Origin of the sequence: Rhizobium leucaenae USDA 9039, assembly GCF_000426285.1 — a bacterium.
Taxonomy (GTDB): Bacteria; Pseudomonadota; Alphaproteobacteria; order Rhizobiales; family Rhizobiaceae; genus Rhizobium; species Rhizobium leucaenae.
On record NZ_AUFB01000038.1, the window covers coordinates 1 to 19,057 of the forward strand.

The window sequence follows — 19,057 nt, forward strand, 5'->3', positions numbered from 1 at the left end:
CTCCGGTGTTGGATCCGGGGCGAGGCAAGACGAAGACCGGTTATCTCTGGGCCGTGTTGCGTGACGACCGCGGCTGGAATGGCTCCGCGCCGCCGGGCGTGGTGTTCCATTATCGGCCCGGGCGTAAAGGCGAATATGCCGCTGAAATCCTCGACGGGTTCAACGGGACAATCCAGGTCGATGCCTACGGTGGTTACTCTCACCTCGCCACGTCGGACCGGATGGGTGGCGATCCCTTGAAGCTGGCTTTCTGTTGGGCGCACGGGCGCAGAAAGCTGATCAAGGCCGCGCCAAAGAGTGGATCGCCCATCGTCGACGAGGCGCTGGTGCGGATCGCCGCGCTCTATAAGATCGAAGGCAGTATCCGGGGCTCAGATCCCGAACATCGCCGGGCAGTTCGACAGGACCTGTCCCTCCCGCTGGTGGACGAATTCTTCACCTGGCTCGCAGCGCAAGCCAGCGCGTCTCACGCAAGTCCGACCTCGGAAAAGCCCTGGCCTATATGCTGACGCGGCAGGACGGATTCCGGCTGTTTCTGGACGACGGCCACGTCGATATCGACTCCAACCTGGTGGAAAACGCGATCCGCCGACCAGCCATGAATCGCCGCAATGCGCTCTTTGCCGGTAGCGACGTTGGCGCGACATACTGCTCATCTGACGATGTCCTTAAAATAAAAGGGGATTTTGAACCGGATCCTGAGATATCGGACGTCTTGATCGCCTGGCATCTGCTTCGCGGCGAACAGTGTCGTCTTGAAGGTCGGAAAGTTGAATGATCCAAGGCGCTCCAGCACATAGCTGTCGAGCGGGAAGGACGCCGCTGCTTACCATCCGATAAGCCGTAGCTCGACTTACCTTCAGAATGTCGGCGGTCTCGTCGAGGGTTCTCTCGCCGCGTTCAGCCCGTTCGCCTTCCCGATAGACGGGGATGCCGTGGATGTTGCGAAGACTGCAGACGTGGCTTCGTGTCCAGCTGGCGCCATGTCCAGTCCGCTTGCCGGAGCGGTTCAGGATCGCTGCGATTGACAAATCAGGTAACTGCCTTGCCAAGGCGCGCACGAGATCGACAACAATTTCCGTGATTAGTAGCCGAATGATCTTTTTGCGCGTCTCAATGGATACGCTGGGGCTGTCCCATGCCTGCCCCAGGTCCCTGCCGAGCTTCATCAGTCTTGCACGGTCATCTGCCGATAGCGCGGGCATGTCGCGGTCGGTCGAGAGCGTCTCAAGCTCGATCTCCAGGTCACGCAATTGGATCAGTTTCTCATTCCAGCGTCTTTCCAACTCGCCCGCGACCAACCGATTGTCGGGATCGACAGCGTCATACTGGCGCCGCGCTCGAGCAGCCTCATATTGTGCTTGCTTGATTGAGTTCTCGAGTTGCTGACGCTTATCGCTATGACGCTGCGTGTGCGCCTCCATTGCCTGCAACGCCGCCTCGATCCCGAGGGGTTGCAGTCGTTCGAGAACTTCCTGCGCGACGGCCCGATCGACGCGCATGCCACCGAACCCGATGCAGTTTGCAGCCGCCATGTCGCCGAATGTGCCGCGACAAACGTATCGCTGCGTGTTGCCGCCTTTCCCAGAATATTGAATATGCAGTCGACGACCGCAGCGACCGCAACGAAATAGTCCAGGCAACAAAGCTTCGCCACGCCTTATCGAACCCCGCCCTATGTAGCTTTTTCCATTCGCATTCTCGGCGATCAGATGCTGATTCCTTTCAAACTCGGCCCAGCTAATATAGCCTTCATGATGGTCGTGGATCAAAACTTCCCAGTCCTTCGAATTACGCCGCAACGTATCACGGATGACCCGTTTGCGCCCATCCTTGATCATCACCCGTGTCCCACGCCGGCCGTAGGCGTACGAGCCAGCGTAGACGGGGTTTGTCAGTATGTGATGAAGGGTATGATAAACCGGAGCTTTCCACTCGATCGGCGGTTTGCCGCGCCCTTGATTGACAGACGGAACCAAGACATTCTCTTGCCTGAACCAGAGCAACACCTGGCGGACGGTCTGCAGTTCGGCGAATTTACGAAAGACGAGCAGAATGCTCTCCTGAACGCGCCGATCAGGATCTTTCTCGACACGGGCATCATCCGTCTTCACATATCCGACGGCAACAGTCAGATGAAGTTCGCCGCGCCGCGCTTTTTGGCGCATGGCCTCGACGGATCGTTGCCGAAACACGGATAACTCCATCTCGCTCATCGTACCCTTCATGCCAAGAAGGAGACGATCGTTAGGCGAGCGCGGATCGTAAATAGCCTCTTCGTCAACGATCAGAGTGCCGACCAGACCACAAAATTCCAGCAACGTATGCCAATCACGGCCATTGCGCGCCAGACGTGAGGCCTCAAGCGATACGACTGCTCCCACCCGACCTTCACATATCGCCGCCAACAGCTTCTCGAATCCTGGGCGGGCGATGCCACCTCCGGATCGTCCAAGGTCATCGTCGACGATCTCGACGGTCTCCCAACCCAACTGTCGAGCACGCTCGACTAAGCCGTACTGCCGTCGTTGGCTTTCCAGGTTATTGGCAACCTGGTAGGCTGTCGACTGCCGGACGTAGACGAAGGCGCTAAGGCTAAGATGGTCGGCGGTAATCTTACTCATTGCCCGCCTCCTTTCCGCCGTCGGCGAACCGCTTGCCGGCCAGCTTTGCCGCCGCTTCCGTCAACAGTAATTGAAGGAGTGTTAAGGCTTCCCGGCGCTGGGTGTCGCTCAGGTCTACCGGCCGGGCTGTCACGAACAGATCCAATTGCATGCGAAATTGCTTTCTCATGGCTTATCCCTTCGGCTTCTTGAACCGAGCGAAAAGGTACGTGAGAATCAATGAATGCGCGCAGTTCAATAAGCTTGGCTGCCGAAAGGCGCGGCTCGGCTACAATCTCGATCGAACTTGCCGCAGGATCAAACATCCATGCGGGGATTTGAAATGAGCCACCATGGGCTTGTCGAATCAGCAGATAATGAACACCTTCGTGCTCATGGCTGCCGGTTACCAATACGGTTTGGTCAACCAGTGGATGGAAGGGATAAGTGACCGTGGACTCGAATGCCAGAAACCCGGCATTATGAACCCGGCTTCGAGGGAGGGGGCCGCAACTGGGCCCGGTTTGCCAGCCTGATCGGCACTTGTAAAATGAACAGCGTTGAACCCTACGCCTATCTGTGCGATCTCTTCGTCAGCCTCGCAAACGGCCACCTAGCAAAAGACATCGATGCCCTCATGCCCTGGGCCTACGCCGCCCGCATCAAGGCCTCACAATGAGCTCGTCAGGTACTCTTCGGTGAGCTCATTTGACGGGCCGTAGATCAACCTCAGATCACTGCAACTGAAAAATCGATGGGGCGTGGACGCCGCATACGTTTTGAACGTAGCCTTCGCCGCAACGACCGATGGCCGACGCGCCGAAGCCGATCACAGTTGGGCGTGTTTCGGCCGAGTAACCAAGCAAATTGCGCCGCAGACGACCAGTTCTCTCCGCTAATGCAAGCTCATCATCCGGCAGCGCGAAATGGTCGAGCCCGATTTGCAGATAGCCGGCAGCGGCTAACGTTTCGGCCATGACCGAGGCCTGCTCAGCGCGCCCGGCTATATCGGGCAATGCTGCCCGGTCAATCAGGAGCTGATTTTTTCTATAGGATAGATCGTGCGAATAACCGAAGACCGCGAGACGGTCGGGACGCATCTCAATAGCTAACTTCGCGCTCTGGCGACAGGACTGGACTGTTTGATAGGGCAATCCAAACATCAGGTCGAAATTGATGCGCCCTATTCCATGCAGGCGAAGGTTCTGGACGGCAGTCATCACCTGCGCCTCGCTCTGAACCCGGTTGATCGCCTTTTGTACGATGGGATCAAAGCTCTGCACACCAACGCTTGCGCGGTTCACACCGGCTTTCTCCAAGGCTTCGGCCATATCGGTGGTGAAGGTGCGCGGGTCGACCTCGATAGCGATGTTAGCCGCTTTCTCGAACGCGAAGTGGCCGCGCAAAAGTTCCATTAGCGACAGGAAGTCTGCTGGCGGCATGATGGTCGGGGATCCGCCCCCGAAGTGCACGTCGCTCACGCCAAGTGCCTTCGGCGCTTGCTCGGCGACCAAGCGGATCTCCTCACGGAGCATTGCTAGATAGTGGATGATCAAATTATCCAGACGAGTGATGCTCGTTGGAAAACCACAATACCAGCACATCGAGCGGCAAAATGGAATGTGCAGATAGAGCGAAACAGCGTCATCGGTTGGCAGGCTCCGCAGCCATTCCTCATACGTATGGGCGCCGATTGCAGAGGAAAACTCCTGTATCGTTGGATAGATGGTATACCAAGGTAAATGCGCCTCGCTATGTTTTTTCGAGATGAAAGTTGATGATGAGGCGCGCAATGACTTTCGTCTCCAGTCCGGCTTATCATGTCCAGATTTCACGCGTCGTCTTCCTTTCGATCAGATGGGATTCTGCGCTCGAGGGGTGCTTTTTCGCCGCCAGGCATCATGGCTTCCCGTCTTCCAATGCCGGTCGCCCGTTCCCGCCGCCCTTAAATCGCAAACGCAAAGGTCATTCCAGTCGAGTGAACGATCCAGGACTTGCGTATCATCGACGTCGCTGAAATGAGCTGTCCTTAGTTCGAATGCCGAAAGACGTTTGTGCTTAAATTCGGATTGTGACGATGACCCAACGCCTTGAAGCCAAATGCAACGTTGTCCTTTCGACAATGTCCGACATAGGACAAGCGCGCCGCCCAATCATCTCGATGTTTTGAATCCCATTTGTCGCTTGGCATGATGGATGCGTAGCTCCACAATGCACTGCGTCAAGGAGGAGGAGCCGTCCCGCGATCGGCCTCTCCGAGGAGGCGGGCACCGTTGCTGAGAGTGGGCTCTGGTCGAACGCTTTGAATTTGTACTCTGATTGATCGCTGCGCCGGCTAAGGGCGGAGAATCTGTTCGGCCCCTGGCGCCGGTTGACAGAAACGGCCTCAAAAGGTGACGGGCCGCGGCAGCCTCTTCCTCGCCGGCAATTTCGACCAGTGCTTTTGCAAGAACGACGGAGACGACGTGTCGACGAGGCCGCCGGAAGCCGCTTTTTCAAAGATGACGCCGGCATAGACCTTCATGCCATGACCCTTTCGGCGGTTTCAAGCTCACGTTATGGCCCGTCATACGATCCAGCGATTTTCGTTGGGAAGAAAGAACAGTGAGGCAAGTGTTGCTGGCGAAAGTTCTGGCTTGGAGTGATGAGCTGGAGTTCACCGCAAGCGTGTGCTGGCATATCGCCAGCACGCGTGCTCGAGCCATCCCTATGTCTCAGGCATCGATGAGGAGTGATGGGCTGTAATCATCCATTTTCCGTCCATGAATTCATAGGTGTAGGTGTAACGTGCGGGAATTTTGGTGCCATCGGCGAATGAAAAAGTATAAATGCCGCTGTCCGTTGCCATGTTACATCCGATCCTGATCACGCGCAGATCGATCGATCCTTTCGGCCGCTTTTTGAGAAAGTGCTCGAAATAAGCGGCTCGCTGCTCGTGTGTCAGGCGCGGTGTGTTCGACAGCGTCGGCAGCAGGATCGCATTTTCCGCATAATTCGCGGCAACTTTTTCGGAGTCGAGTGTTCTGAGCGACGCATTCCAGCGATCGAACAATTCTGCTACCTGCTGCTCGGTGATCGGAGCGCAGTTTACAGTGCCAGCGACGGCTTGCTGCAAAGATAAAGTGGAAAGTACCGCCGCGGCGGCAAGTGTAAGACGCATGCTTCATCTCCGGTTTTTGATTGCGCGATAGTTCTCGGCAGGGCTTCTCCTGACTGCTTTTGATTGCTTTCAGCGTCACTCTTGTGCCGTCGACGCCCCAGGTTCTCTGCAATCAATGGTCCGCCTGATGCAGCACCGCCATCAATTCGCAAAATCGATTGTTTGAATAGCACACATCCACGGCATCAATTTACACGCTAAACAGCGCATCCCTCGTTAGGAATCGCCGAGCCGGCCAAGCTCCTGCCGCGGCGCATCTCAGCAATCTGAAGTTAGGGGCTGCTCTCGATCAACGAGCTTCTTCATGACAAGTCGCGGCAAATGCAAAAGATAGGATGATTTGCCACGACGCTTTGCCCCTTATCGGATACATGGTTTTGCCTGTCCGGGAGGGTCGCCGCTCGCAGCCCTTCGATTGGACTTTTGCGGTTGGTGATTCCACTCAAGCAACCGAATATTTTTCGTGCCCGGCACTCTGATATGTCGAATTCCTCAAGCGAGTTCTGGAGGCCGCCGCGGGCTTCTTCCCACATGTTCGCGGAGTGCAATTTGGCTTTGCAAAATTGTGACCGCCTGGAGGGAAGAGCAAGCCAATTGAGCTTTTCTTTAAACAACTGACAATTTAGCGACGATGAGCGATCGGGCTCTCGGCGCTTCCGGGTGTTGCTGCGCGATTTTGCTGGAACGCAAGCTGAACCCGACCGGGCAGACACGTCGCAGTCAGGAGGCACGGCGTGCCCGAATCCCTTTTGAAGCACGGTGTCGACATGTCTTCCAGTAGCTCGTTCGAAGCCGCGTTCCAGGCAAGTTCGCCCACTGAAATTAACGATGTGCCAGTTCGGTCCCGTCCTGTCCAGCATCTGACACGCAAGAAGTTGGGCGTTGAAACCATGCGGCACCATCAAAGTGCCGTCAGAAAAAACTGGACGAAGCCAAACTCAACACCCTGGAGACTGTGAAAAATGCAACGGCAGGCAGTAGGCCATAATGTCCAGAATGTGAGGTTGCCTACAATCAAAACTGGTCAATTCAATCCTAAGATATCCGTATTACGCACTCAATAGTCTTTGCGATAATGATTGATCTTGCTTTGAAAGGTCACGACGTCAGATCTGCCCGCAAACATCGGAACACTACTGTTCTTTTCAACCCTCACGATAATTCTGGGGCTAAATCGGTATGCGTTTCAAGGGTCTTGATCTTAATCTTCTCGTCGCATTTGACGCTTTGATGACGGAACGCAACGTTTCGGCAGCGGCGCGCAGCATCAATCTCAGTCAGCCTGCAATGAGTGCCGCCGTCCGCCGGCTGCGCGACTATTTCGGCGATGACCTGTTTACGATGCAGAACCGGAAACTTATCCTGACGCCACGTGCGGAAAGCCTCGCCTCCGCGGTCCGAGAGACACTACAGCACATTCAACTCAACATTATTTCTGCAGATAGCTTCGCATTAGACGAACCGGAGCGACACTTTACGATCGCGCTTTGTGATTTCATGACGACAGTATTCTTCCGGAAAATCATAAAGCGTCTGGCAAGGGAAGCTCCCGCTGTCAGTTTCGAGTTAATTCCGCTCCCAGATAATCCGGACCAGCTTCTGCGGCGGGGCAAAGCCGATTTTCTAATTCTTCCGGAATTGTTTATGTCAAGCGCACATCCCAGAGCGAAGCTGTTCGACGAAAAGTTCGTGTCCGTTGGCTGTACGACGAATACGAAACTATCTGGTCAACTTACGGTCAGAGAGTATATGGCGATGGGCCACGTCACAGCTAAGTCTGGGGTTGGTCAACAGCAGTCGCTTGAGGACTTTTATTTATCGGAACGAGGTGTCAAAAGGCGTGTCGAAGTTGCCGTTCAGAGCTTCGGGATGGTGCCCGCAGCGCTATTGGGCACCGACAGGCTCGCAATTCTGCCTCTGCGACTGGTGAAGCATCTCGCACCATCTATGCCCTTGCGAATTGTGGAAAGTCCAATACCTCTTCCGGCGTTCACCGAGGGCATCCAGTGGCCAGCCTCGCATGAAAACGATCCGGCGAGCACCTGGATGCGTGAGATAATTCTGCAGGAGGCGGGCCGCGTAGCAAGTCCTTCGATGTGTCGCGAAAGTGACATTTAGGAGACCGAAATGAAACTGAACGTCTTTGAGTGGGTGCCGCCCACAAGATTACTGGGCGGATTTGGGCCTATTACGACGACGAGGTGCGGATGGACTTCCAGGGCTTCATGGGACTATGAGCTGAATTCGTTACCGCGGCGACTAACCGCAAATAGGCTCGCCAAGAGTGTAGTATCCCAATTGCAACCACGAACAGGCGTATCGGATGTTTCAAAGCAGCAGCCCCCATTTGACATTTAAGCGTGGTGGATCGTCATTTGATGGCATGATCGAAACACTCGGTACTGCCTTTGGTGAGTATAAAGCCGCGCTGGTCAGCCCTGTCGATGACTTCCAGTGGAGTCTGGATTTTTCGACCTGTGACTATGCCACCGTGATCAAGGGTTTTCATCAACACGAGTTTGAGTTTCAAATCCAGCCTACCATCAACGCTGTGCAGCATTTGTCGATTGTGCTACCGCGTAGCGGAGGCATGGGAGTGACCTACGCCTCGCGCGAAGCCACCGCTCGACCCGGTAAGTTGCTCCTATACAACAATCTTGAGCCAGAGAGCGTTGTGATGTATGGCCGATCGAACGTCATTGACGAGCTTTTGCTCGACTGGAATGTGATTCTGCAGACGCTTGATCAAACGTTCGAGACGCCATTCAGTGGATCATTGGACCTTCTGCCGGAATTGGAAACGTCGACGTCGGCCGGTCAAATGATCGGCTCTCTCGCGGAGACCGTCATTCGTGGGTTGCGCGATCCCTCAGTTCGATCCCCAATCGCAATGGCGCACGTCACTCAAGCTTTGGCCGACCTGATAGTACGCTTTGTCCCGCACAAGCTTTCGCACCTGCTCGACAGGAAGCCCTACATGATAGCCCCCAGGCATGTCCGGCGCGCGATTGAATATATGGAAGCCAATATCAGCCAGCCGATCAGAATGCCGATGGTCGCGAAAGCCGCGGGGGTGTCGACACGCGCATTGCAACTCGGGTTCCGTGCCTTCCGGGAGACCACGCCGGCCGCGTATTTGGCCATGCTTCGTTTGCGGGCGGCGCGGGTGGAGTTACTTGATCCGGCGAACGGGCATACAACGAGGGAAATTTGCTTGAAATGGGGATTTCTTCACTTCGGACGGTTCTCGGCGATGTACAAGGCAAGTTACGGGGAAAGCCCTTCTCACACGAGAAAGCGCGTCAGGGGTATGCAGCCCCGCTCTCGCCGGCAACCACAAACTGTGGTGGGCCATTCAATCTTGCGCAGATGATCTCTCGCGCGACAGATGATTGGATGCGTGTGGCGGCTTGCCGTGCGCGCCTCAGGCAGTCTCCTTAACTGCCCCGCTCTCCCGTGTCATTGAGCGATATCGATGTCTTTTCGGATCATTGCATGCCTCCTCTATGACCATCTTCATTTTTCGCGAACAGGATTCCTCCCGGACCGATTGTCTGGTATAGACCGGGCGCCCTGTCGCTGGCGCACCACTGCCACCCGCGTCAGCGCACCCGCCCCGTCATTGCTTGCCACGTGGAATGACAGGGCGCCTGTCGATCGAGCGCAATGATTGGCAAGAATGCAGGGGGGCAATTCCCTCGGCCGACCCATCAGCAATCGGTGTCATGGTATCAACCACGCCGCAGCCGGCGAACACCAGAGTGGATCACAGCCTGCATCGCGAGCCGTATGCCGCTTTCGATCCCATTGTTCGCCCGTCCTGTGCTGCCGACCGAAGCTCATCCCGGGACAAGAGAACCAAGCCGACGACGTTCTTAATTTCTTAATCAGCGTTGCTGAAGATGATTCGTGAAGGCAGCTGTGCTCGGACGGGGCATTCCGGAGCGAATTGCTACACCGTCAATGTTGCGAGGGCTTAGTCTCGCGCGCCTTCAAGGAGGCCGTCGTAGACGTCCATGAGCGCAGTGGTGATAGCCTGCCCGAGAGCATTGCCTGCTTGCCGGACTGCGTCTTCAGTTCCATCACGCGCAGCCTTTGGCGAGATCAAAACCCTGTTCGCCGACAATCTGCTTGGCAACTTCAATAGCCCAGATACCAAAGTCACCCCGGTTGTCGATCCCAATGCTTTCTTCCATTTTTCGTCCTATCCATTTATGCAGAGCGCTTTACACCTCCATTCCCGAAATGGCCGGCACTGCTGGCCATCGCCATCCAGCACTATGATGATTCGAATAAGTGTGAGCAGTCTTTCTCACAGTGCAAGCGGACGCTCCGTTGTTGGCCCATTGAGTTCAATAAGGACTTTAGTCGCACTTATCGGATGCAATCCATTCATCGCATGGATGCGCCACATCCAAATAATCGATTTTACGAATTAAGCGTTATGATCCATTAAAAAGGAACATCGTTTGATTACTATCAAATACATTGATGGCTATCGCAAGCGGTTCGCGAATGGACAAGTATTTGGTTGCAAAGCCGAACAGTAAGGAACCCAGCGCCACGAGCGATCCTATGGGCATGAGGGCTACAGCCGGCGGCAGACGAATGCCTTTTAGGCGCCCTCAACCCGGTGCCTTTCATCGCACAGCTGCTTCAAAAAACACTCGGAAGAGGAGATCTTTGCATGTGCTCTCAAATGCGGTGGAGACTATGCTGGGAAAACGAGCTGGAACTCGCCGATCATGTCGAACTCGCCAAGTTCTTTCGAGCGACCTATGGACCAACCGGGGCCTTTAATGCAAAACCATTCGAGGGAAGTCGAAGCTGGGCCGGAGCGAGACCCGAACTTCGCCTCATCGGCTATGACGTTGACGGGATCGCCGCTCATCTGGGACTGCTACGCCGCTTCATTAAAGTTGACGGAATAGACCTGCCGGTGGCTGAGTTGGGATTGTACGGGATACGCACCGATCTTGAAAGACTCGGAATAAGCCATTCAATCCGAGCCATGCTTCCAACACTCCAGGATCTCGCCGTTCCGTTTGCATTCGGCACGGTTCGGCCGGAGTTGCAAAGACATATCCGGAGGTTCGGCCGTTACGGTCCTGTGACGGTTTTTCCGCACGTTCGCGTGCGGTCCACCTTACAAGAGCCGCGCCTCGATAAGCCGCCCACACGCATCGATGACGCACTTGTCGTCGTTCTACCGATTGGACGATCAATGTCCGATTGGCCTTCTGGTTCGATGATCGATCGCAATGGACCGGAGCTATGACGCTTCTGGGTTGCCAATGCGCCGCATACGTCGAGTGCACCTAGGCAGCAGCGCGTTCATGGTCAACATCAGAGTTGATCCAAGCGCGGGCTTGCTTGGGGAAACCTAAAAGCCACCCTGCGGCCAAACGATCGCGAATCTAATTAGTAGAGAATTACATCAGGTCCCTCCAATGCCGCGTGAAATTCGAACCGATATCCAAGCGTTGCGTGGCTTGGCTGTTTTGCTGGTCGTCCTCTATCATGCACGTATTGGGCCGTTTACAGCTGGCTATCTTGGCGTTGACGTATTTTTCGTAATTTCCGGCTTTCTGATCACCAAGCTGGTCCGGACGCAGCTTGAGCAATCGCGCTTCAGCTTTTCGGAGTTCTATTACCGACGTGCGAAGCGTCTATTGCCGGCGGCCTACATCGTCATTGCGCTTACGACGGTCGCCTCGCCGTTTTTGCTTTCGGACGTGGGGCTGCAGGAGTTCCGCAATCAGGTCATAGGGGCCCTCACATTTTCCAGTAACATCGTTCCTTGGTACCAAGTGGACTATTTCGGCCCCGCCGCCGAAACGATGCCCCTCCTGCATTTTTGGTCGCTCTCCGTCGAAGAACAGTACTACCTGCTGCTGCCTCTCTTCTTGGCTTTGGCGCCGAGGAGATGGTGGCTCATCGGAATAGCGGCGTTCCTTGTCGCTAGCCTTGCGCTATGTTTTTATCTGGTCGCCCAGAACCCATCTGCTGTGTTTTATCTTCTGCCGACCCGATCTTGGGAAATGTCCATTGGTTCACTTGGCGCATTGCTTCCAACGATGCCAGTGGTGTCTGCCGTGCTTGTGAAGTTACGTTTCCCAGCACTCGCGCTTCTCCTCCTTGCCCCGATGGGTTTCGCTCATCCAGTCGTGGATGCCGCTTTGATTTGCTTGGCAACTCTGACCTTCCTGCTTGCGCGCACCCGGGACAACATTGTCGTGCGAGGCATGGCGAGGATTGGCGACATCTCTTACTCGCTCTATTTGATCCACTGGCCCGTGCTTGTCTATATGAGAGCTGTTTGGCTGGCGGAGCCTCCGGCGCTTGCGATCTATGCGGCCGTTGCTTTCTCATTTGTTGGAAGCTGGGCGCTTTACTCGTTCGTGGAGGAGCCATTCCGACGGGGGTACGTCATGTCTCGTCTCCGGCTGGTCTCAGGATTGGCGGCCGCATCGGTCCTTCTCGCCTTCTCGCCCTCCGTTGCCATAGCCACAACCGAGAACAAGTTTGATTTTGCCACCATCCGGCGGATCAACTACGGTCTCGCGAGAGCGTGTGATTTCAAACCCGGTCCGCCTCCTCAGGACGTCCCCAAGAGCTGCCAGACCACAAACAGACCAGAATTGCTGGTCTGGGGCGATTCATTTGCCATGGCGCTGGTTCCCGGCTTAGCCAAAACAATCGGCGAAGGCGGACTAGCTCAGCTCACAATGAGCGGATGCTTCCCGGCCATCGGCGTTGCTGCGGTTTCAAAGGAGTTAGCGTCACCCTTTTCTCGTGCCTTCGGCGAGGATTGCATTGACTTCAATGACCGTGTTTTGGCCGTTTTGAAAAATCGGCCGGAGATCAGTACGGTGGCTATTTCAAGCCCTTTCGATACGCCTGTATCGAATGAATATATGGTGCTTAAGAGGAACGGTGAGACTTTCACCGATGCCAAGGTCTCGCAATATATAACCATTGAGGGGATTAAGGCCCTCGTCGAAGGTGTTCGCGCGTTAGGCAAGCGCGTGGTTGTGGTTGCTCCTCCGCCAGTCGGAAACTTCGACATTGGCGATTGCCTGGAGAGGAAGGCGAGGGGAAGCATTATGCTTGGGCGCTACAGCGACTGCAAAATAGATGTCAGTGAATACCGTCGCAGACGCGCCCGTACCCTCGAGCTGTTAAACGAAGTGGCGCTCAAGGCCGACGTAGAAGTCGTTTCCTACCACGACTTTCTCTGCGACGGCACAACATGCAAAACCGAGATTGACGGCAAATTCCTTTACCGAGATAGCGGTCACCTTTCCTATGAAGGATCTGAGATCATCGCTCGCCAGACAAATCTTGCTGAGAGGCTGATCAGGGCCGCTCGTTAGAGCGTGTTTGGCCAATGCACTCCTTCCATTTCGAGGGAAGAGGCAGGCGCCCTGGTGCCACCTATGCGTCGTAACAAAAATCGATAGGAGACAATATGCCAGATCAAATCGCAGATAACGTCATCGCCATGATCAAGAAAAACGCTGCTGCGCACGGCACCGACAAAGATCCCTCCTTGAGCGACGACGAAATAACGACTGAGACCGAACTGAGCTCGCTCGATATCGATTCGATAACACTGGCGGATATCCTCTGGGATCTAGAGCAAGCCTATGACATCGGCATCGAGTTTAACACCGCCGAAGCTTGGGCAAATCTTAAAAGTGTTGGCGATCTCATTGAAGCCGTCCGCGCTTTGATAGCAAGGGAGGCTTGAATGGACAGGCGCGTCGTTATCACTGGAATAGGCGGCCTATGCGGGCTCGGAACCAACCACGCCTCCATCTGGGACGCAATGCGCGAAGGGCGTTCAGCTATCGGCCCAATTGCCAATTCAGAACTTCACGAGTTGAAGGGCATGATCGGCGCCGAGATCAAGACGCTACCGGAGCATGGCCTAAATTCGAAGCAATCCAATTCAATGGACCGCTTCAGCTTGCTTGCCGTGATTGCCGCACGCGAAGCCGCAAGACATGCCGAACTCTCCATCGACGAAGGAAATACCTATCGCATCGGTGCGACAGTAGGTGTCGGCGTCTGCGGCTGGGAAGCGGTCGAAGCAAACTATCGTGCTCTTCTTTTAGATGGCGCTCGCCGGGCTGCCATCCTTACTGCACCCAAGGTTATGCCGAGTGCTGCCGCCGCTCACGTCAGCATGAGCCTTGGCTTGAGGGGGCCGGTTTTCGGCGTCACGTCAGCCTGTGCCTCGGCCAACCATGCCATCGCCTCGGCGGTGGATCAGATTAGACCTGGCCGCGCCGACGTCATGCTTGCTGGCGGCAGCGATGCCCCGCTTGTGTGGGGCGTGCTGAAGTCTTGGGAAGCACTGCGTATACTTGCACCCGATACCTGCCGCCCCTTCTCGGCCGACAGAAGAGGCGTGGTATTAGGCGAGGGTGCGGCCATCGCGGTATTGGAAAGCTATCAACATGCCGCACGGCGCGGTGCCCCAATTCTTGCTGAAATCGCCGGCGCTGGTCATTCCGCCGATGCGTTCGACATCGTTGCGCCTTCCGTCGAAGGGCCAGTGGCAGCGATGCGAGCCTGCCTTTTAGATGCTGAGCTGAATGCTGAGGACGTGGATTATGTAAATGCGCATGGCACTGGTACCAGAGCCAACGATCAGATCGAAACTGAAGCGATCAAACGTGTCTTCCGGCATCATGCCCACTCAATGTCCGTCTCTTCAACCAAATCCGTGCATGGGCATTGCCTCGGCGCGTCGAGCGCGCTCGAGATGATCGCCTGTGTGATGGCTCTGCGCGAGGGCGTCGTGCCGCCGACCGCCAATCACCGCGAGCCGGATCCCGCTTGCGATCTCGACTTTACTCCCAATGTGCCGCGCGAGCGGAAGGTACACGTAGCGCTGAGCAACGCCTTCGCCATGGGTGGCACGAATGCCGTCGTGGCATTCAAGCGGGTATAGAACCGGGCGTTTTCCTCGCCTTGCCTGTTAATGATTCCGTGCTGAACGTCGGATCTTAGTCGTCTTGGCGCGAGCTGTGCCAGTGGCTCTCTGACTTGGATGATGTTGTCTGCTGGCGCCCGTGAGGTTTGGCCGATCATCGGCGCGTCGATCATGAAGGACGAGAGGTAGTCAATGAATGTAGCACCACGGAACTCCGTAGATTCTCATCGAAAAGAGGATGATCATCTTGCACGTCATCTGTCCAACCGGCACCTCCAGCTTATAGCCATCGGAGGCGCAATTGGAACCGGTCTTTTCATGGGATCAGGAAAGACCATTTCGCTCGCCGGGCCCTCGATTTTGCTCGTCTATGCGATCATCGGCTTCATGCTGTTCTTCGTCATGCGTGCGCTTGGAGAAATCCTGCTATCCAATCCGGACTATCGTTCGTTTGCGGATTTCGCCGGGGATTATCTCGGCCCCTGGGCGCAATTTTTCACCGGCTGGACCTACTGGCTCTCCTGGATTGTGACCGGGGTGGCCGACGTCGTGGCCGTCTCCAGCTACGTGTCATTTTGGATCCCAGATATGGCGCTCTGGATACCGGCGCTTGGTCTTATATTCACGCTTCTCGCCCTCAACCTGCCGACCGTACGCAATTTCGGTGAAATCGAATTCTGGTTTGCGCTCATCAAGATCGTCACCATCGTGTCGCTTATCGTTACCGGTGCTTACATGCTTTCCACAGGCCTCACACTGCCCGATGGAAGCAGGGCATCGGTCTCGCATCTATGGCTGCATGGCGGCTTCTTTCCGAACGGCTTCCACGGCTTCGTTGCCGGTTTCCAAATTGCTGTGTTTGCCTTTGCGGGTATCGAACTCGTTGGAATGACCGCGGCAGAGACCAAAGACTCGACCCGCAACCTGCCGAAGGCAATCAACTCGATTCCGGTCCGTGTGGCACTCTTCTATCTCGGTGCCCTGTTCGTCATCCTCACGGTCATTCCATGGAATCAAGTCGATCCGAATTCGAGCCCCTTTGTCGCTATGTTTTCGCTTGCCGGCCTCGGTATTGCCGCCCATGTGGTGAATTTCGTCGTACTGACCTCGGCGGCATCAAGTGCCAACTCAGGCATATATTCAACATCGCGCATGGTCTACGGACTTGCGACCCTCCGGCTGGCGCCGGGCTTATTCGGCAAGTTGAACCGAAGGAAGGTCCCGGTAAATGCCTTGTTCTTCTCGTGCGTCTTTCTGCTGGCGGGGATCGGCCTGCTTTATTCCGGAGACAATGTCATCGAGGCTTTCACGATCGTCACGACGGTTTCTGCAGTGCTTATCATCTTTATTTGGTCGATCATCCTTGCATCTTACCTGCAATATCGCCGCAAGCGGCCTGACTTACACGAAAAATCGACCTTCAAAATGCCCGGCGGACGTGCCGCTGTCGCGATGGTCTTCGGCTTCTTCACCTTTATCTTGTGGGCTTTGGCGCAGAAGCCGGACACGGCTATCGCCTTGAAGGTTACGCCGCTGTGGTTCGTATTGCTCGCAATCGCCTATGTAGTAGTCAAAAAGGCACGGCGCTCGCGATTGCCCGGCGAGGGCGTAAATGGTCTTGATCAAATATGATGAAGAGTTTCCGCCGGATAAGAAGCTGCGAGACGCCAGTGCGCCATGCTGCCGATGCGTCGTCCCCTGATCGCCTTTTCCGAAGACCTGCTCGTGTAACTCAAGAAAGTGGCAGATGCGCCACCGGGTTCCTGGTTCGTATTGGCGAGTTTGTAGGAAGAACCACGAATTGTCAGAAACACCACACGGCCGGCTGCCAATCAAGCACCGGAGCTGTTCCTTCGCTATCTTGCAAAGGCTCAAAAACGAACCGCGGGCCGGCCTAACAATGCGACGTTCAGCACGCCATTTCGAAGCCAGACACGACGGTCGCTCCTTTTAAGCTGGCCAGCGGACGGACCTCAAAATCTAAGGAGAAACATGCAAGGTTCTCTAAATTATAATTTGCGAGGCGGTTGATCACGGCAGAAGGTCCGGATGGCTGAGAATGTCTTCGCCCATCCGCTGTTCAGCAGTCCCTGCCACTTATCCTGTCGGGTCGGCGGTCTCGGCGGTCAATCGCTTGAAGATTGGCACCAGCCGCGGATGGCGGCCGGCGGGTGGATGCTGAATATCGACCGTGCGACCTAATTTTTTCTGCCGCTTAAGCCAGTCGCGTAAGGTCTCTGCGCAGATATGGTCCACATAGTGCAAATCGCTGCTGGCGATCCGGACTGTGCAACCAGCTGGAAGCGATTCCAAAGTATTAAGGAGCGCGGGAACATCCCTGCAAGTCGCAACGCCACCAAGCGTCAGATGAACCGTCTCAGCATCTTCCATTCGATCGATAGCAAGCTTGCGCCGCAGATAAGGAAGGATCTCGAAAATCGAGAGCGTCAAACCTAGAGCAACACCCACGAGCAGGTCTTGCAGTACGACCATCGCAACAGTCGCAATCCAGATGCCCACGGGAAGCCAACCATGATGATCGAAGAGATCGCGCACGTGATGAAGGCTGATCAGCCGCCAACCCGTCACGAGCAGTATTGCGGCCAGGGCCGTCAGCGGCACCATGGAAAGCAATTGCGGCAGCAACACCGTAAGGCCAAGAATCCAGACGCCATGCAGGACAGCCGATGCCCGTGTACGCGCCCCGGCTTGGATATTTGCCGAGGAGCGTACGATAACACCAGTGATCGGCAGACCACCGAGCAGTCCGCAGAGCCCGTTGCCAATACCTTGTGCAAAAAGCTCCTTGTTGAAGCGTGTGCTGGCGCCGTCATGCATCCGGTCGACAGCCGCAGACGACAGCAATGATTCCGCACTGGCGATGACCGCAATCACCAGCGATGTGACGACGATTCCAGGCTGAGCCATATTCGCGAAACTTTCCACTGTCGGCAATGAAATGCTGTTTGCTAGAGATGCAGGAACCTCGACCCTGGCAATCGGTAGCCGCAATGCAGCCGTTAATGTAGTTCCGATGGCAACGCCTACCAGCGCACTCGGGACCAGCCTCAGCCGGTTGGGCCTGAATTTTTCCCAGCCGATCATCGCGAGCAAGGAAATCAGCCCTATAAGCAAGTCGACGGATTCGCTCGTCATGCCGCCTCCCCAAAGATGTCCGAATGTTCGTTCCATCGCCACGACGTTTTCAATGCCCCCCGCAGCCGGTTTGGCCCCCATCAAAACGTGTATTTGTCCGAGGATGATCAGAATGCCGATACCGGCGAGCATACCGTGAACGACAGCGGGCGAGATTGCCCGAAACCATGATCCGATCTTCAGGAACGCGGCAAGGATCTGCAAAAGCCCAGCAACGATCAGGACCGGCCCGAGCATGGCCACTCCATATTGTTCGACAAAGCCGAAGACGATGACCGCCAGACCAGCGGCAGGGCCCGATACTTGCAGGGGCGAACCCGCCAGCAAGCCCACGACAATGCCGCCGACGATGCCTGATATCAGGCCCATGGCAACAGGCACGCCAGAGGCAACTGCAATTCCAAGGCAAAGCGGGATAGCAACGAAAAAGACGACAAGCGACGAGGCGAAATCGCGCGAAAAAGCGAAGCTGTTATTGGTCATGGCACTACTCCGCTGCAACTGCGGCTAGGACTTGCGGCCGATCGCGACCGGTAACGGCGACCGGTAACGGCCCGTCCTCGCGTATCTTTGTGAAGCGGGCGGCCGACCCGTCGTAAACCTCCACCTCTCCCGTTTCGATATCGAAAAACCACCCGTGCAGCGTCATGTCATTGGTCGCAAGCCTTGCTGCAACGGAAGGATGTGTGCGCAGGTGGTCAAGCTGAACAATGACGTTCTCCATAGCGATAGCGCGGACCTTTTGACGTTCGGAAAGGTCGGCCGGATAGGCTTGGCAAACGATCGAATGCGCAGCGTAACCATGCTTTAGCCAAGCGGCGACGTTGGGCATGGACTTTAGCAATTCGGGACGGCAGAGCCCTTTCATCGCGCCACAATCGGAATGGCCACAAACGATGATGTCTCGAACCGCGAGAGCTACGACGGCATATTCTATTGCTGACGAAACGCCACCGTTTGCGGTTGAAAATGGTGGAACGATATTTCCGGCATTGCGGCATACGAACAGCTCACCTGGTCCTGACTGGGTAATGGTTTCGGGCAAGACTCGACTGTCGGCGCACGAAATCATCAAGGCGTGCGGCTGCTGTCCCTCTTGCGCAAGCTTGCGGTAAAGTGCCTGGTAGTTCGGGAACACGGCACCGCGGAAGTTCGAGATTCCTTTTAGTAGATCACCCATAGCAAGTCCTCATT

12 protein-coding genes and 5 pseudogenes are annotated in these 19,057 nt (G+C 55.7%); 9 read left to right on the top strand and 8 right to left on the bottom strand.

The window, feature by feature from the left end:
• Positions 1-53 precede the first annotated feature (53 nt).
• Positions 54-778, top strand: a pseudogene (gene tnpC, locus K290_RS35350) (IS66 family transposase).
• Here the strand turns inward: tnpC and K290_RS0129675 are convergent.
• From K290_RS0129675 to K290_RS38575, 3 genes and pseudogenes are all read right to left on the bottom strand, one after another.
• Positions 669-2,624, bottom strand: coding sequence for a recombinase family protein (locus K290_RS0129675; protein WP_004112912.1), 1,956 nt, complete (start codon positions 2,622-2,624; stop codon positions 669-671). The pseudogene tnpC and the gene K290_RS0129675 sit on opposite strands and share 110 nt — an antisense overlap.
• Complete coding sequence (locus tag K290_RS38570; RefSeq protein WP_240535395.1) at positions 2,617-2,793, bottom strand: hypothetical protein; 177 nt, start codon at positions 2,791-2,793, stop codon at positions 2,617-2,619. The genes K290_RS0129675 and K290_RS38570 overlap by 8 nt, the downstream gene beginning before the upstream one ends.
• A 106-nt stretch (positions 2,794-2,899) precedes the next feature.
• A pseudogene (locus K290_RS38575) lies at positions 2,900-3,016 on the bottom strand (hypothetical protein); the annotation flags it as partial.
• Positions 3,017-3,093: 77 nt separating this feature from the next.
• Between K290_RS38575 and K290_RS36690 the strand changes: the two are divergent.
• Positions 3,094-3,282, top strand: a pseudogene (locus K290_RS36690) (transposase domain-containing protein); the annotation flags it as partial.
• Between the two features lie 97 nt (positions 3,283-3,379).
• On the opposite strand, the pseudogene K290_RS0129695 reads toward K290_RS36690, so the two are convergent.
• Together K290_RS0129695 and K290_RS0129705 are read right to left on the bottom strand one after the other, a co-directional pair.
• Positions 3,380-4,396: pseudogene (locus K290_RS0129695) on the bottom strand (radical SAM protein); the annotation flags it as partial.
• Positions 4,397-5,310: 914 nt separating this feature from the next.
• Positions 5,311-5,763, bottom strand: a complete 453-nt coding sequence (locus K290_RS0129705) for an SgcJ/EcaC family oxidoreductase (protein WP_004112919.1) — start codon at positions 5,761-5,763, stop codon at positions 5,311-5,313.
• A 1,179-nt stretch (positions 5,764-6,942) separates the two neighbouring features.
• Here K290_RS0129705 and K290_RS0129710 point away from each other — a divergent pair.
• Both K290_RS0129710 and K290_RS0129715 read left to right on the top strand, forming a co-directional pair.
• Complete coding sequence (locus tag K290_RS0129710) at positions 6,943-7,881, top strand: LysR family transcriptional regulator (protein WP_004112925.1); 939 nt, start codon at positions 6,943-6,945, stop codon at positions 7,879-7,881.
• Positions 7,882-8,086: 205 nt separating this feature from the next.
• Positions 8,087-9,136, top strand: coding sequence for an AraC family transcriptional regulator (locus tag K290_RS0129715; RefSeq protein WP_004112928.1), 1,050 nt, complete (start codon positions 8,087-8,089; stop codon positions 9,134-9,136).
• Positions 9,137-9,739: 603 nt separating this feature from the next.
• Here K290_RS0129715 and K290_RS35360 read toward each other — a convergent pair.
• A pseudogene (locus tag K290_RS35360) lies at positions 9,740-9,959 on the bottom strand (hypothetical protein).
• A gap of 491 nt (positions 9,960-10,450) precedes the next feature.
• On the opposite strand from K290_RS35360, the gene K290_RS0129725 reads away from it, so the two are divergent.
• The 5 genes from K290_RS0129725 (at position 10,451) to K290_RS0129745 (ending at position 16,339) form a co-directional block, all read left to right on the top strand.
• Complete coding sequence (locus K290_RS0129725) at positions 10,451-11,041, top strand: NodA family N-acyltransferase (protein WP_004125869.1); 591 nt, start codon at positions 10,451-10,453, stop codon at positions 11,039-11,041.
• A gap of 172 nt (positions 11,042-11,213) precedes the next feature.
• On the top strand, positions 11,214-13,139 hold the full coding sequence (locus K290_RS0129730) for an acyltransferase family protein (RefSeq protein WP_004125873.1): 1,926 nt from the start codon (positions 11,214-11,216) through the stop codon (positions 13,137-13,139).
• Positions 13,140-13,234: 95 nt separating this feature from the next.
• The gene (locus K290_RS0129735) at positions 13,235-13,516 is read left to right on the top strand and encodes an acyl carrier protein (RefSeq protein WP_004125878.1); all 282 of its coding nucleotides are present in this window, start codon (positions 13,235-13,237) and stop codon (positions 13,514-13,516) included.
• A complete protein-coding gene (locus K290_RS0129740; RefSeq protein ID WP_004125883.1) occupies positions 13,517-14,725 on the top strand; it encodes a beta-ketoacyl-[acyl-carrier-protein] synthase family protein in 1,209 nt (402 codons plus the stop codon).
• A gap of 174 nt (positions 14,726-14,899) precedes the next feature.
• Positions 14,900-16,339, top strand: a complete 1,440-nt coding sequence (locus tag K290_RS0129745; protein ID WP_004125885.1) for an amino acid permease — start codon at positions 14,900-14,902, stop codon at positions 16,337-16,339.
• A 465-nt stretch (positions 16,340-16,804) separates the two neighbouring features.
• Here K290_RS0129745 and K290_RS0129750 read toward each other — a convergent pair whose 3' ends face one another.
• Both K290_RS0129750 and K290_RS0129755 read right to left on the bottom strand, forming a co-directional pair.
• The gene (locus K290_RS0129750; protein ID WP_004125887.1) at positions 16,805-18,346 is read right to left on the bottom strand and encodes a SulP family inorganic anion transporter; all 1,542 of its coding nucleotides are present in this window, start codon (positions 18,344-18,346) and stop codon (positions 16,805-16,807) included.
• Positions 18,347-18,350: 4 nt separating this feature from the next.
• Positions 18,351-19,043 carry a carbonic anhydrase gene (locus K290_RS0129755; protein ID WP_004125890.1) on the bottom strand — a complete coding sequence of 231 codons (693 nt, stop codon included), beginning with the start codon at positions 19,041-19,043 and terminating at the stop codon, positions 18,351-18,353.
• Positions 19,044-19,057: the final 14 nt, after the last annotated feature.

Bases quoted from the DNA above. Each gene is read 5' to 3' on its own strand.
- K290_RS0129740 (WP_004125883.1), top strand. From the start codon at position 13,517: ATGGACAGGCGCGTCGTTATCACTGGAATAGGCGGCCTATGCGGGCTC.
- K290_RS0129725 (WP_004125869.1), top strand. From the start codon at position 10,451: ATGTGCTCTCAAATGCGGTGGAGACTATGCTGGGAAAACGAGCTGGAA.
- K290_RS0129755 (WP_004125890.1), bottom strand. From the start codon at position 19,043: ATGGGTGATCTACTAAAAGGAATCTCGAACTTCCGCGGTGCCGTGTTC.
- K290_RS0129745 (WP_004125885.1), top strand. From the start codon at position 14,900: ATGAATGTAGCACCACGGAACTCCGTAGATTCTCATCGAAAAGAGGAT.
- K290_RS0129750 (WP_004125887.1), bottom strand. From the start codon at position 18,346: ATGACCAATAACAGCTTCGCTTTTTCGCGCGATTTCGCCTCGTCGCTT.
- K290_RS38570 (WP_240535395.1), bottom strand. From the start codon at position 2,793: ATGAGAAAGCAATTTCGCATGCAATTGGATCTGTTCGTGACAGCCCGG.
- K290_RS0129675 (WP_004112912.1), bottom strand. From the start codon at position 2,624: ATGAGTAAGATTACCGCCGACCATCTTAGCCTTAGCGCCTTCGTCTAC.
- K290_RS0129710 (WP_004112925.1), top strand. From the start codon at position 6,943: ATGCGTTTCAAGGGTCTTGATCTTAATCTTCTCGTCGCATTTGACGCT.
- K290_RS0129735 (WP_004125878.1), top strand. From the start codon at position 13,235: ATGCCAGATCAAATCGCAGATAACGTCATCGCCATGATCAAGAAAAAC.
- K290_RS0129715 (WP_004112928.1), top strand. From the start codon at position 8,087: ATGTTTCAAAGCAGCAGCCCCCATTTGACATTTAAGCGTGGTGGATCG.
- K290_RS0129705 (WP_004112919.1), bottom strand. From the start codon at position 5,763: ATGCGTCTTACACTTGCCGCCGCGGCGGTACTTTCCACTTTATCTTTG.
- K290_RS0129730 (WP_004125873.1), top strand. From the start codon at position 11,214: ATGCCGCGTGAAATTCGAACCGATATCCAAGCGTTGCGTGGCTTGGCT.